The sequence below is a fragment of the Pseudomonas sp. DTU12.3 genome (assembly GCF_004124275.1).
GTDB lineage: Bacteria > Pseudomonadota > Gammaproteobacteria > Pseudomonadales > Pseudomonadaceae > Aquipseudomonas > Aquipseudomonas helmanticensis.
Genome location: NZ_CP027218.1, coordinates 2,654,528 through 2,668,702, shown reverse-complemented (window position 1 = coordinate 2,668,702; position 14,175 = coordinate 2,654,528). Strand labels below are relative to the sequence as shown.

The 14,175-nt window shown below is 58.5% G+C and carries 13 protein-coding genes; 4 read left to right on the top strand and 9 right to left on the bottom strand.

All coding sequences use genetic code 11. The features are described from left to right. Positions 1-262: 262 nt before the first annotated feature. The 6 genes from C2E19_RS12160 to C2E19_RS12135 form a co-directional block, all read right to left on the bottom strand. Complete coding sequence (locus C2E19_RS12160; protein WP_164979423.1) at positions 263-586, bottom strand: co-chaperone YbbN; 324 nt, start codon at positions 584-586, stop codon at positions 263-265. A 202-nt stretch (positions 587-788) separates the two neighbouring features. Continuing rightward, complete coding sequence (locus tag C2E19_RS12155; RefSeq protein ID WP_129392230.1) at positions 789-1,121, bottom strand: DUF2790 domain-containing protein; 333 nt, start codon at positions 1,119-1,121, stop codon at positions 789-791. 78 nt (positions 1,122-1,199) lie between these two features. Continuing rightward, entirely contained in the window at positions 1,200-1,403 is a 204-nt protein-coding gene (locus C2E19_RS12150) for a co-regulatory protein PtrA N-terminal domain-containing protein (RefSeq protein WP_129392226.1), read from the bottom strand. 201 nt (positions 1,404-1,604) lie between these two features. Then, positions 1,605-4,754 (bottom strand): CusA/CzcA family heavy metal efflux RND transporter, encoded by a 3,150-nt coding sequence (locus C2E19_RS12145; protein WP_129392223.1) that lies wholly within the window; start codon positions 4,752-4,754, stop codon positions 1,605-1,607. Positions 4,755-4,781: 27 nt separating this feature from the next. Continuing rightward, positions 4,782-5,975 (bottom strand): efflux RND transporter periplasmic adaptor subunit, encoded by a 1,194-nt coding sequence (locus C2E19_RS12140; RefSeq protein ID WP_129392220.1) that lies wholly within the window; start codon positions 5,973-5,975, stop codon positions 4,782-4,784. Positions 5,976-6,024: 49 nt separating this feature from the next. Further along, positions 6,025-7,281, bottom strand: a complete 1,257-nt coding sequence (locus tag C2E19_RS12135; protein ID WP_129392216.1) for a TolC family protein — start codon at positions 7,279-7,281, stop codon at positions 6,025-6,027. Positions 7,282-7,875: 594 nt separating this feature from the next. Between C2E19_RS12135 and C2E19_RS12130 the strand changes: the two genes are divergently transcribed. The 4 genes from C2E19_RS12130 to C2E19_RS12115 all read left to right on the top strand — a co-directional run bounded on the left by C2E19_RS12130 (position 7,876) and on the right by C2E19_RS12115 (position 11,086). Further along, positions 7,876-8,550 carry a heavy metal response regulator transcription factor gene (locus tag C2E19_RS12130; RefSeq protein WP_129392213.1) on the top strand — a complete coding sequence of 225 codons (675 nt, stop codon included), beginning with the start codon at positions 7,876-7,878 and terminating at the stop codon, positions 8,548-8,550. Further along, positions 8,547-9,953 carry a heavy metal sensor histidine kinase gene (locus C2E19_RS12125; protein ID WP_129392210.1) on the top strand — a complete coding sequence of 469 codons (1,407 nt, stop codon included), beginning with the start codon at positions 8,547-8,549 and terminating at the stop codon, positions 9,951-9,953. The genes C2E19_RS12130 and C2E19_RS12125 overlap by 4 nt, the downstream gene beginning before the upstream one ends. Positions 9,954-10,280: 327 nt before the next feature. Further along, complete coding sequence (locus C2E19_RS29165) at positions 10,281-10,712, top strand: type II toxin-antitoxin system Phd/YefM family antitoxin (RefSeq protein WP_256661300.1); 432 nt, start codon at positions 10,281-10,283, stop codon at positions 10,710-10,712. Further along, positions 10,709-11,086 (top strand): type II toxin-antitoxin system VapC family toxin, encoded by a 378-nt coding sequence (locus C2E19_RS12115; protein ID WP_129392187.1) that lies wholly within the window; start codon positions 10,709-10,711, stop codon positions 11,084-11,086. Before C2E19_RS29165 ends, C2E19_RS12115 begins: the two co-directional genes overlap by 4 nt. A gap of 207 nt (positions 11,087-11,293) precedes the next feature. Here C2E19_RS12115 and C2E19_RS12110 read toward each other — a convergent pair whose 3' ends face one another. From C2E19_RS12110 to C2E19_RS12100, 3 genes are read right to left on the bottom strand one after another with little or no spacing between them, the layout of a single operon-like run. Further along, complete coding sequence (locus C2E19_RS12110) at positions 11,294-13,036, bottom strand: ABC transporter substrate-binding protein (protein ID WP_129392184.1); 1,743 nt, start codon at positions 13,034-13,036, stop codon at positions 11,294-11,296. Between the two features lie 48 nt (positions 13,037-13,084). Then, on the bottom strand, positions 13,085-13,357 hold the full coding sequence (locus tag C2E19_RS12105; RefSeq protein ID WP_103305295.1) for a DUF2160 domain-containing protein: 273 nt from the start codon (positions 13,355-13,357) through the stop codon (positions 13,085-13,087). Positions 13,358-13,367: 10 nt separating this feature from the next. Further along, positions 13,368-14,168, bottom strand: a complete 801-nt coding sequence (locus C2E19_RS12100; protein WP_102357788.1) for a carbohydrate ABC transporter permease — start codon at positions 14,166-14,168, stop codon at positions 13,368-13,370. Positions 14,169-14,175 lie beyond the last annotated feature (7 nt).

Here is a 14,175-nt window from a genome sequence, read left to right as displayed (position 1 = left end):
AATCTCCTTGTTCCTTTGGTAGAGGTGAATCCTTTGGCGTCCTTCGGGACGCCTTTTTTACGCCCACGAAACCCCCTGTAGGAGCTGCCGCAGGCTGCGATCTTTTGACTGTGATTTTCAAAGATCCAGATCAAAAGATCGCAGCCTGCGGCAGCTCCTACAGGGGTTATGTCTCAATCATGAGGCAATGAAATACAGAAAATGCGGGGGCTGTCGTCAGTCGCAGTCTTGATAAATCCGCCGGTCAATACTTCTTTGCGGGTTAGATATTCTTATCAATAAAGTCAGTCAAATGACCCTTGCTGATGGGTACTAAACTCGCTACCACTTTTCCACCCTTGAATAAAATTACGGTAGGAACAGCCCTGACGTTAAACTTGCGCGCCATTTCAGGGCTTTCATCTATATCCAGCTTGAAGAAACTTGCATTGCCTGAATAATCGACGGCCACCTCATTGAACAAAGGCCCCATGGATTTTGCAGGGTTACTCCACGTGGCGTGGAACATCACCAGGGCGGGAGTGGTGCGTTGTAAAACCACAGAATCAAAACTGAAGTTATCGCATACCGCTACTTTATCGTTCATGGAATGCCTCATGGCCGTTGAGTGTGAATGCATCAGTACTGTTCACTCACTCTTGACTCCCTCAGGCATTGAGGCAACTGTCAGAGTTGACAGTTTTTCAGGCCGAAATGGCATTGCACCTATGCCAAAGGCCCCTCTGCACTGCGCAACGACAAATCCCGACAAACCCATCCAGATCCGATGCAGGCTTGCGCCGGGGCAGTTAGCCGCCGTTGTTACGGCATACGCCCATCACGTTGTATTTGAGGGTGTTGAGCTGACCCTGGGAGTCCTCGTAGGTCATGGCGGTGGGCACCACATTGCAGGCTGGCTGCGGCTTCACGACACTCACCACTTTGGCCACGTCGAGCTTCATCCCGTACGCGTACTCCGTCACCACCGGCGGCGCTTTGCCCTGCTTGGCGGCGTATTGCTCCATGGCTTTGGCGTTGGCGCTGAAGGCACGTTCGAAAGTACGGTCACCACCGCCTTCGGCCAGAACATTCAGCGACATCGCCAGAGCACCGGTGAACGCGAGCAACTTGAGCATTTTCATGTGTATTTCCTCTCCATCCAGACTTGAAAAAAGCCCGGCATCGATGCGCGATGACGGGCTTGTGCGGGTCCTGCCGGCTTACAGGTCTTGGGTTTTGTCGTCTTTCTTTTCATTGATGACCACCGGGTTGGCGGCGGCTTTTTCCTTGGCGACGAACAGCTCCATGGATCGGTCGTTGCTGGTCATCATCCGCTCGAAAGTGCGGTCGCCGCCGCCTTCGGCCAAAGCCAGGGAAGAGATCGCCAGAGCGGCTGCGAAGGCACTGATTTGGGCAAGTTTCATCTTTGATTCCTCGTTTAAGTAGCTGACGGAATCAAGGTAACAAGCCGAACCTTGCGTGACGGTGGCGTGGAAATTACATATCCGTTATGTGGGCGCAAAACCTGTGGGAGCGAGCCTGCTCGCGAAAGCGGTGGTTCCGTCACATCGTGGTTGACTGACAGATCGCCTTCGCGAGCAGGCTCGCTCCCACAGGGGGATTAACTATTGAATTGGAACGGTGTCCTCATCCCGGCGATGGGCGAGTTGATAGAGCGCAGGCAATATCAGCAGCGTGAGGATCGTCGAGGACAGGATTCCGCCGATGACGACGGTTGCCAGTGGCCGCTGCACTTCGGCGCCGGTGCCGGTGGCCAGCGCCATCGGGATAAACCCCAGCGACGCCACCAGCGCCGTCATCAGCACCGGGCGCAGACGTGTCAGCGCGCCTTCGTGAATGGCATCGGACAGCGAACGCCCCTCCTCGCGCAAATTGCGAATGAACGCAATCATCACCAGTCCGTTGAGCACCGCCACACCCGACAACGCAATAAACCCCACGCCCGCCGAAATCGACAACGGAATATCGCGCAACCACAACGCCATGACCCCGCCCGTCAGAGCAAACGGAATCCCGGTAAACACCAGCAAGCCGTCCTTGAGATTGTTGAACATCATGAACAACAAACCAAACACCAACAGCAACGCCACTGGCACCACAATCTGCAAGCGCTTGGCCGCCGATTGCAGTTGCTCGAACTGCCCGCCCCAACTCGTCCAGTAACCGGCCGGCACTTGCACGTCACGTTCAATTACCTCACCAGCCTCGCTGACGAACGAGCCGATATCACGCCCGCGCACGTTGGCGCTGACGATCACCAGACGCTTGCCGTTCTCGCGGCTGACCTGATTCGGCCCGAGCACCAGGTCGAGGCTGGCGACGTCTTTCAGGGCGATAAAGCCGATCTGATTCGCCGAGCCATTCACCGCCGGCACCGGGATCAACAGCGCCGCCAAGCCGTCGATGTCCTTGCGCATGGCATCGGACAAACGCACGACCATGTCAAAGCGGCGATCGCCCTCGTACAACGTCCCGGCCTGCCGCCCACCCACCGCGACGGCAATGGTGTCCTGCACGTCGCCGACATTCAGCCCATAACGCGCGGCTCTATCGCGGTCGATGTTGATGGTCAGCACCGGCAAACCAGTGGTTTGCTCGACCTTCACTTCAGAGGCGCCCTTGACCTTCTGCATCGCTGCGGCAATTTTCGCCGCCGTGGCATTGAGCACGTCCATGTCATCGCCAAACACCTTCACCGCGACATCGCTGCGCACACCGGAGATCAACTCGTTGAAGCGCAACTGGATCGGCTGCGACAGTTCATAGTTGCTGCCCGGCAAGGTCGCGGCAGCCTTTTGCAGTTCATCCATCAGGGTTTCACGTGATTTGCCCGGGTCTGGCCACTGATCCTTGGGCTTGAGCATCACGTAACTGTCGGAGATGTTCGGCGGCATCGGATCGGAAGCGATTTCGGCGGTGCCGGTGCGGGCAAAGACGCGCTCGACCTCCGGCACTTTCGCCAGAATCAATGTCTCCAGACGCTGTTGCATGTCCACCGACTGCGTCAGGCTGGTGCCCGGCACGCGCAGGGCTTGCAAGGCGAAATCGCCTTCACTGAGGCTCGGCACAAACTCGCTGCCCATGCGGCTGGTGAGTACGCCGCTGAGCACGATCACACCCAGCGCCGCGCCCACGGCCACCGTGCGATGACCCATCACCCAGGCCAGCGCCGGTGCATAAATGCGACGTGCGCCGCGCATCACTGCGCCCTCTTCTTCCTTGACCTTGCCGGTGACGAACAGCGCAATCGCCGCCGGTACAAAGGTCACCGACAACAGCATCGCGCCAAGCAAAGCGATGACCACGGTGAACGCCATCGGGTGGAACATTTTCCCCTCGACGCCGCTCAGGGCGAAGATCGGCAGGTACACGACCATGATGATCAACTGGCCGAAAATCAGCGGACGCCGCGCCTCTTTCGCCGCCGCGAAGACTTCCTTGAAACGCTCGGCGCGGCTCAACAAACGTCCGTGATGCTGCTGCGCATGGGCCAAGCGGCGCAGGGTGTTTTCGACGATCACCACTGCACCGTCAACGATGATGCCGAAGTCCAGCGCACCCAAGCTCATCAGGTTGGCGCTGACCTTGTTGCTGAACATCCCGGTGAAGGTGAACAGCATCGACAGCGGAATCACCATCGCGGTAATCAACGCCGCGCGAATGTTGCCGAGGAATAAAAACAGAATCGCGATCACCAGAATCGCGCCTTCGATGAGGTTCTTTTTCACCGTGGCGATGGCTTTATCGACCAGGTGCGTACGGTCGTACACCGGCACGGCGATCACGCCGGAGGGCAAGGATTTGTTGATCTGTTCAAGCTTGGCCGCCACCGCTTGCGAGACCGTGCGACTGTTCTCGCCGATCAGCATGAACACCGTGCCGAGCACCACCTCTCGACCATTTTCCGTGGCGGCACCGCTGCGCAACTCGCGGCCGATTTCGACGGTAGCGACGTTCTTCACGCGGATCGGCGTGCCGTCGACATTGGCCATGACGATGTTGGCGATGTCCTCGGTGCTCGCCACTTGCCCTGGTGCGCGAATCAGTAATTGCTCGCCGCTGCGCTCGATGTAACCGGCGCCGACGTTGGCGTTGTTGCGTTCCAGCGCGGTGACCAGATCGGTCAGTGTCAGCTTGTACGCTGCCAGCCGTTTCGGATCCGGCGCGATCTGGTATTCCTTGGCAAAACCGCCGATGGTGTTGATCTCGGCCACGCCCGGTACGTTGCGCAATTGCGGTTTGATGATCCAGTCCTGAATCACCCGCAGATCCGTTGGCGTGTAGGTTGTGCCGTCGTCCTTGAGCGCGCCCTCCTGCGCCTCGACCGTCCACAAGAAGATCTCGCCGAGGCCGGTGGAAATCGGCCCCATCATCGCTTCCGCGCCTTCAGGCAATTGCTCCTTGGCGATCTGCAGACGTTCGTTGACCAATTGGCGGGCGAAGAACAGATCGGTACCGTCCTTGAAGATCACCGTGACCTGCGACAGCCCCGAACGCGACAGCGAACGAGTCTGCTCCAGCGCTGGCAGGCCGGCCATCGCGGTCTCGATCGGAAAGGTAATGCGTTGCTCGGTTTCCAGTGGCGAGAACCCGGCGGCGCCGGTGTTGATTTGCACCTGGACGTTGGTGATGTCGGGGACGGCGTCGATCGGCAGTTTTTGATAACTGGCGATGCCGAGGCCGGCCATGAGCAGAACGGCGAGCAGGACGATGATGCGCTGCTCGATGGCAAACTGGATCAGGCGTTCGAACATGAGGATCTTCCGGTCGAAAGTAGCGGATCAGTGCGAGTGCTCGGCCGAGGCTTTGCCCAGTTCCGATTTGAGGACGAAGCTGCCGACGCTGGCGACTTGCACGCCCGGTTCCAGCCCCTGAGTGACTTCGACGTGGCCCGCGGCGCGACTGCCCAGCTCCACGGCCCGCGCTGCGAAGCCGTCATCGGTACGCACGAATACCGTGGGTTTGTCCTCGACGGTCTGGATCGCGGTTTCAGGCACGGCGACTTTTGCCTGGCGACTTTCAGTAGCGACCAGCGCCGTGACGAACAGGCCGGGACGCCATGAACCCTGCGGATTTTCCAGCGTGACGCGCACGGTCGCGGTGCGGGTTTGCTCACCAAGCAAACTGCCGACATAAGCCACGCTGCCGACGACTTCCGCGTTCAATTCCGCGGCGCTGACGGTGACCGCTTTGCCCACTTGCACCTTGTTCAGATCCTTCGGTGAAACACCGAACGTGACCCACACCCGCGACAAATCCGAGAGCGTGAACACTGGCGTGGTTTCATCGACCACCTCGCCCGGCGTCAGGTGTTTTTCCACCACCACGCCGTCGAACGGTGCGCGCAACTCATAGCGATTGCCGCCGGTGGCGACGACGCTGCCGCTGAGTACGCTGATTTTTTGCCCGGCGTTGCTCACGGCAATTTCAGCTTCTTGCAATGCCTGGCGCGCCTGAAGGAAATCCTGTTCGGCAGAGATCTTGTCCTGCCACAACTTTTTCTCGCGCTCATAGGTGGTGCGCGCCAACGTCAGGCGACGTTGCGCAGCAGCCTGTTCGCTGCGCTGATCGGAGATCTGCTGACTGGCGATCACCGCCAGCAACTGCCCCTTCTTCACCGTTTGCCCGAGGTTGACCGAGACCGTCTCGACCACGCCCGGTACACGCGGCACGACATGGGCGGTGCGGTCTTCGTCGAAACGCACTTCGCCGGGGAACGGCAGGCCGAGGTCGATGCTTTGCGGCTTTGCCTCGGCCAGTTGAATACCGGCTGCGGTAATCTGTTCGACGCTCAATTGGATGTGGCCCTCCTCGCCATGTTCGCCCTCTGCAGCAGCGCCCTCCTCGGCGTGATCGGCGTGTTCGGACGCCTCGTCGGCGTGGGCGTCGATACTCGCGTTACTTGACCACTGCGAGCCGATGCCAATGCCCAGCGCCAACGTCGCCACCGCGACAATCATCAGTTTTTTATCCATGGAAACTCCTCTGCGCCGTACCTGCGCGCAGTGATCTGAAAAGTGAAATTCAAGGGCTGACGCTGAGCTCGCCGAAGATCCGTTCGATGCGTACGCGGGCGTCGGTCGCTTCGCTGACGGCCTGGATGTATTGGCTGCGCGCAGCGATCAATGTGCGTTGCGCGTCGAGCACATCGAGGAAGCCGAACTTGCCCATTTCGAACCCGCGCGTGGCGCTGTCGACCGCACTTTGCGCGGCGGGCAGGATGGTCTGGTTGAACGCGCTGACTTCGCCGTTGGCGGTCTGCCATTGTTCAAGGCTGGTCTGGATTTCCGTGCGCAAGCGCAGTTCGGTGGCGTTGCGCAGATCCCGCGCCTGATCGGTACGGCGTGCCGCCGCGAGGACGTTGCCCTGGTTGCGGTTGAACAGCGGGATCGGCATCGACAGCCCGACCACGTTGACCCGCTCGCGCTCGGCCTCGCTGTACTGGCTGCCGACGCTCACGGTGAGGTCGGGAATGCGCTGGGACTTTTCCAGTCCCAGCGATGCTTCACGCTGATCGATCTGCAAATTCGCCAGACGCAGCTCGGCGCTTTCGTTCAGACGCTCGAGCAATCTTGTCGGTGGCGGAACGGCCGGCATGCTTTGCGCGGGCGCCTGCACCCTGGTCGACGCCGGCAACGGCGCGCCCATGACCTGCGCCAATTGTTGGTAAGCCGTAGCTTGATCGCGTTCGGCGCGGCGCAGTTCCAGGCGCACTTCCGAGAGTTGCACTTGCGCTCGTGTGCCTTCGACGGGCGACGATTTGCCCGCCTCGATCCGCCCTTGGGCGACACGTAAACCGTGCTCGGCCAGTTGCAGTGACTGACGGGACAGCAGCAAGCGTTGCTGCGCGGTTTGCGCACTGTTGAAAGCCTGAATCACATCGGCACGCAAGGCATTGCGCTTGCGCTCCAGTTCAATTGCGGCGGCATCCTGCGCACGGCTGGCAACATCGATACGGGCGCCGCGTTTACCGCCCAGTTCGATCGGCTGGCTGAGCATGATCGTCGTGGTGCGTGAGTCGCGACGGGTGTCTTCGGCTTCCCACGACACTTCGGGATTGGGCATCAGCCCGGCCTGCTCGCGATCGCCTTCGGCAATGCCGATTTCCCACTGCGCAGCGGCCAGCTCCGGGTTGCCGGCAAAGGCGTTTTGCAGGGCCTGATCAAGCGTCAGGGTCGCGGCGTTCGCGGCGTTCGCGAGGCTGGCACTGGCGAACAGCAGCATGCCGCTGACTGTTTTTTTCAGGCGTGATCGCGCCGTCAGTTGTAATAAACCGGGCAATGGCAGACTTCCTTTGATTCAGGATTTTCAATGCCGCCACGGTAGGGTTTTGAACTTATCGACAAGGTGACTGGAACATTACAAATCTGTTATCCACGGTTTGCCGAAGTTGTTTTGTTCTAGGATGCGAAGTGCAAACGCTGTTGTCGTAATACATCGAAACAAATGCGGGTTAGATATCTGCTGAACAGCACTTGTGAAATTCAATGTCATGGGGGTTTTGCAGTTTGTGCTGCGACAGGCTGTCGCAGAGCGCCGTTTTAAAGCGCTTGGCGGTTGACCCTGTAGCCACTACAACCTTTATTGTCCGGACTACCCCTCACCCCAGCCCTCTCCCGGGGGGAGAGGGAGCCGACCGAGATGTCTGGCGTTATATATCGACCTGTTACATCTAGTCGATTATGGATTCCGTAAAGATGTTCCACGTCGGTGCAGTTCTGAAGCATCCCACGTTTAGTCCCCTCTCCCTTTGGGAGAGGGTTAGGGTGAGGGGCTTCTTATCGTTATTGAACAACGTCCGGAATACCTTACAAAAACAATAAATTTCCCAGTCGCCTAAATTAAATACCCATTAAATAAAAGTGGTGAAAGATCATGCGAATCCTTGTCATCGAGGACGAGCTTAAAGCTGCCGAATACTTGCATCAGGGTTTGACCGAAAGTGGTTATATCGTTGACCACGCAGCCACCGGTGCCGACGGCTTGCACTTGGCACAACAGCAAGCCTACGACCTGGTGATTCTCGATGTGAACCTGCCCGAACTGGACGGCTGGGCCGTGCTGGAACAACTGCGCAAAACCCACGCCACGCGGGTGATGATGCTCACCGCGCGTGGGCGTCTGGCCGACAAGATTCGCGGCCTCGACCTGGGCGCCGACGACTATCTGGTCAAGCCGTTCGAGTTCCCCGAACTGCTCGCGCGGGTGCGCACGTTGATGCGCCGCAGTGAAAACATTCCACTGCCGCAGGTGTTGAAAGTCGCGGATCTGGAACTCGATCCGGGCAGGCACCGCGCGTTCCGTGGCGAGCAGCGTATCGACCTGACCACCAAGGAATTCGCCCTGCTGCACCTGCTGATGCGCCAGTCCGGCGAAGTGCTGACGCGCACGCAAATCATCTCGCTGGTGTGGGACATGAATTTCGATTGCGACACCAATGTCGTCGAAGTCTCGATCCGTCGTTTGCGGGCGAAAATCGACGACCCGTTCGAGAGCAAGTTGATCCACACCCTGCGTGGTGTCGGCTATGTCCTGGAGGCGCGCGAATGAAGCCGGCCAGTCTGTCGATGCGCCTTGGTTTGACGGTGAGCATTCTCGGTGCGCTGCTGGTGGTGTTTCTGGCGATTCTGGCGTACTTCGCCCTGACCCATGAGCTGAATGCGCTGTCCCGAGACAGCCTGAAAGAGAAGATGCAACAGGTTGAGCACAGCCTGTCGCTGTACGTCGACGCCAATGAAATCAGCGGTAAGCCGCACATTCTGCTCGATCAGGTGATGGGCCATGACAACCTCACGCTGACGATTTATGACCGCCTCATTCAGCGCGCACCGCTGCTCAAATCAGGCTCGGGCCTGGCCGATCCACGGGTTGAATTAAAAGCCGTGCGCGCGACCACCGATCAACTGGCCTACAGCGACAGCACTGACGCTGAAGGCAAGCAATTCCTTACCGCCTCCCAACTGATTCGCCTCAAGGACGGCAGCAGCGTGCCGGTGCTGCTGTCGGTTGATAACGCCCACGATGAGGCCTTGCTCAGCGCCTATCTGCGCTCGACGCTGATTGCCTTGCCGTTGCTGCTGGTGTTCATCGGCCTCACGGCGTGGGGCGCGGTGCAGCGCGGATTGGCACCGATGCGCGAGTTTCGCAAAGTCGCAGCGATGGTCTCGACCCAGGATCTCGATCATCGCCTGTCGGTGGTGAACATGCCGCAGGAGTTGAGCGAACTGGCGCAGGGCATCAACTTCATGCTGCATCGGCTGGATGCCGGGGTGCAGCAGTTGTCACAGTTTTCCGATGATCTGGCGCATGAGCTGCGCACGCCGATCAATAACCTGATGGGCAAGGCGCAAGTGACGCTTTCGCGCGAGCGCTCGGTGGACGAGTACAAGGATGTGCTGGTGTCGTGCACCGAAGAGCTGGAGCGGGTGGCGCGGATTGTCTCGGACATGTTGTTTCTGGCGCAGGTCAGTCATCCGTCGGCACTGGCACCATTTGAAGCGGTGGCGCTGGAGGTTGAGTCGGCGAAAGTGGCGGAGATGTTTTCGTTGTCGGCGCAGGACAAGCGCATTCACTTGAACGTTATTGGCAGCGCTTCGGTGTTGGGCGATCGGTTGATGATTCAGCGGGCGATTTCGAATCTGCTGTCGAATGCCTTGCGCCATTGTCCCGCCGGAAAAACCGTGACGTTGCTGATCGAGCAAGGCGCAAAGCAGTCCTCGCTACTGGTCAGCAACCCTGGCGCCGGGATTGAAGCGCAACATCTGCCGTATCTGTTCGACCGCTTCTACCGCGTCGACAGCAGCCGCTCCAGATCGCAGGGCAGCACCGGATTAGGGCTGGCGATCGTGCGCTCGATCATGAGCCTGCATCAGGGCGTGGCCGAGGTTAAGAGCCTGCCGGGGGCGATGACCGTGTTCCGCTTGGGCTTCCCCACCACCGAATCATCCCTGTAGGAGCTGCCGCAGGCTGCGATCTTTACTCTTGTTTTTAGATCAAGATCAACAGATCGCAGCCTGCGGCAGCTCCTACATTGAATGTGTCGGCTCCGCAAAAAACCTGTGGGAGCCTGGCTTGCCAGCGATGGCGTTAAGTCAGTCGATATCGATGTTGAATGTCTGAGCGGAAATCGAGTGTTTTGTACGATTTTTTACCGAAACGTTCCTGTCCCCACAAAACTCCGAAAGCTCTCGCCTCAACCTCCGTTTCTTCCTACAGCCAGCCCTGAGTGGATAGCCCTAAGGTGGATACCTCGACAGGTTGAAAAACGATGGGGAGGAATAATGAATCGAGACACTTTTTGTGAGTTGGTTGAGGACGTCGATGTTTTGGCTACCCGGCGGCAAAGCGATGTTGCACAACTACCCTATCAACGCAGGTCAACAGTTTGGCCCCTTGGTTGCGCTGAGCATTGGTGCGACTTTGCAGAGCTGAAATATTCTGGCTATATTTGTCCAGAATACAGGGGTGAACTGATGATCATCGTTCCGCTGGCCGAAGCCAAAAACAACCTATCCAAACTCGTCGATGATGCCGCTGCCGGACAGGTCATCACGATTGCCAAGCATGGCCGGGCGATGGCTCGCCTCGTTCCGATCGGGAGAACCACAGCGAAGCGCATTGGCGCGATGAAAGGCAAACTGGTGCTACCTCAGGATTTCGATTCACCCTTGCCCGATGACATGCTGGATGCATTTGAAGGCACGCAAGCATGAGGCTTCTGCTCGACACGCACATACTGCTCTGGACGCTTAGTGATGATGCCAGACTGTCCGGAAAAGCCAGAAAGCTGATTGAAAACGCTGCCGATATCTACATCAGTGCCGCCACTTTCTGGGAAATGGCAATCAAGGTCGGTCTTGGAAAGTTGAATGTGGATCTGGAAGAAATCCGCCAATATTGCCTCGATAGCGGGTTCATCGAACTGCCAGTCACTGCAGAACATGCCATTGCCGTGAAGGATCTTGAGCACCATCACCGGGATCCGTTTGACCGCATTATCGTGGCCACAGCAATGACCGAGCCGATGAAGTTGCTCACGGCTGATCCTTTGGTAGCCCGGTACACCGATCTGGCTGTTCTGGTCTGATCAGGACATATCCAGTACTGATACACATCAATGCTGGCTGTCAGACCGCAATCGCTGGCAAGCCAGCTCCCACAGGGATCTGCGGTGTATGCGGGATGTGTGGGCAGCAGAAAAACATGTGGGAGCTAGCCTGCTGGCGATTGCGGTAGGTCGGGCACCGACAAAAACGGCACCTTGCGGTGCCGTTCGCCTTTCACATTTCAGCTATCACTTGCGCGCATCCGCCCACGATTTCAGGAGTTCGTTGTAGCTCACGGTCTCGCCCTTCGGCTTCTCGTTGGCCAGTTTCGGTTTCGGTGCACCTGGCTGATCAAACCAGTATTGCGCATCGCGCTCCGGGTTCATTTTCGGTGCGCACACCGCTTGGGCCTTGGAGCGTTCGAGGCGCGTCATGATTGCGTCCTGATCCTTGGCCAGGCCATCCAGCGCCTGTTGCGGGGTTTTCTCGCCGCTGGCCGCTTCGGCGATGTGGCTCCACCACAGTTGCGCCAGACGCGGATAGTCCGGCACGTTGGTCCCGGTCGGGGTCCATTGCACGCGGGCCGGGCTGCGGTAGAACTCGACCAGACCGCCGAGTTTCGGCGCCAGATCGGTCATCGCTTGCGAGTTGATGTCCGACTCGCGAATCGGCGTCAGGCCGACGATGGTTTTCTTCAACGAGACAGTTTTCGAGGTCACGAACTGCGCATACAGCCACGCCGCGAGTTTCTGTTTCTCAGGCGTGGATTTCATGAACGTCCACGAACCCACGTCCTGATAGCCAAGCTTCATGCCCTCTTCCCAATACGGCCCGCGCGGCGATGGCGCCATCCGCCATTTCGGCGTGCCGTCGGCGTTGACCACCGGCAGACCCGGCTTGGTCATGTCGGCGGTGAATGCGGTGTACCAGAAGATCTGCTGAGCGATATTGCCCTGCGACGGCACCGGGCCGGACTCGGAGAAAGTCATGCCCGCCGCTTCCGGTGGCGCGTAGGCCTTCAGCCAGTCGACGTATTTCTGCGTGGCGAACACAGCGGCCGGGCCGTTGGTGTCGCCGCCACGGGTCACGCTGGAACCGACCGGATGGCAATCCTCGACGCGAATCCCCCACTCGTCCACCGGCAAACCGTTGGGCAAGCCTTTGTCGCCGCCACCGGCCATGGAGAACCAGGCATCGGTGAAACGCCAGCCCAGCGACGGGTCTTTCTTGCCGTAGTCCATGTGCCCGTAAACGCGTTTGCCGTCGATTTCCTTGACGTCTTCGCTGAAGAATTTGGCGATGTCTTCATAGGCCGACCAGTTCACCGGCACGCCCAATTCGTAGCCGTACTTTTCCTTGAACTTGGCTTTCAGATCGGCGCGTTCAAACCAGTCAGCACGGAACCAATACAGGTTGGCGAATTGCTGGTCGGGCAGTTGATAGATCTTGCCGTCCGGCGCGGTGGTGAACGAAATGCCGATGAAGTCCTTGATGTCGAGCGTCGGCGAAGTGAAGTTCTTGCCTTCGTTGGCCATCAGGTCGGTGATCGATTCGGTCTTGCCGTAGCGAAAGTGCGTACCGATCAGGTCCGAGTCGTTGACCCAGCCGTCATAGATATTCTTGTCGGACTGCATCACCGTCTGCATTTTCTCGACCACGTCGCCTTCTTGCAGCAGGTCGTGGGTGAGCTTGATCCCGGTGATTTCGGTGAAGGCCTTGGCGAGCACTTTCGACTCGTATTCGTGGGTGGTCAGGGTCTCGGAAACGACCTTGATTTCCATGCCGCGAAACGGCTCGGCAGCCTTGATGAACCACTTCAATTCTTCGAGTTGCTGTTCAGCCGTCAGGGTCGACGGTTTGAACTCACTGCCGATCCATTTTTTCGCCGCGTCTTCGTAGGCATCAGCCCAGGCGACTGCGCTCAAACCGCTGAGTGCCAGCATGGCTGCCAATGAAATGCTATGTCGCAGCTTATTGTTTTTGTCGAACATAGAGACCTCCTGTTTAGGATTTCGGAGCACGGTTGCCGAATGACTCGACTAGCCCCAACGCATCACAGCCAACAGCCACACCAGGGACAACGCGGACGCCACCCAGATGCTCCAGTCGGTGGCGCCGATGACCAGCAAATGCAGGTAGGCGCTGCCGAGAAGACCGATAAACAAGCGATCGCCACGGGTGGTGGCAATCGGCAGAAAACCTCGCCGCAGGATGCTCGGCGAACGCAATTCCCACGTGGTCATGCCCACCAGCAGCAGACCAATGGCGATGAAGAACCCCGCTGTCGGGGTGGTCCAGCTCATCCATTCCATCATCAGCTCCTCAGACCCGGCCGAGGGCAAAGCCCTTGGCCACGTGGTTGCGAACAAACCAGATCACCAGCATGCCCGGCAGAATGGTCAACACCCCCGCCGCTGCCAGCACGCCCCAGTCGATACCCGAGGCCGACACCGTGCGGGTCATCACCGCTGCGATCGGTTTGGCATTTACCGAGGTCAACGTGCGCGCGAGCAGCAGTTCGACCCAGGAAAACATGAAGCAGAAAAACGCCGTCACACCGATACCGGAACCGATCAGCGGGATGAAAATCTTCACGAAGAACTTGGGGAAACTGTAGCCGTCGATGTAAGCCGTTTCGTCGATTTCCTTGGGCACACCGGACATGAAACCTTCGAGAATCCACACCGCCAATGGCACGTTGAACAGGCAATGCGCCAACGCCACAGCGATGTGCGTATCGAACAACCCAATCGAGGAATACAACTGAAAGAACGGCAGCAAAAACACCGCCGGTGGCGCCATGCGATTGGTCAGCAGCCAGAAGAACAAATGCTTGTCGCCAAGAAAGCGATAACGCGAAAACGCATACGCCGCCGGCAACGCCACGCTCAGCGAGATCACCGTGTTGAGGCTGACGTAGTACAACGAGTTGAGATAACCGTTGTACCAACTCGGGTCAGTGAAGATCACCTTGTAGTTGTGCCAGGTGAAATCCTGCGGAAACAGGGTCAACCCGCCGAGGATTTCGGTGTTGCTCTTGAACGACATGTTCAGCAGCCAGTAGATCGGCACCAGCAGGAACAGGATGTACACCAACAACGGAATAAGCTTTCTTTTGCTCATGGCCGGG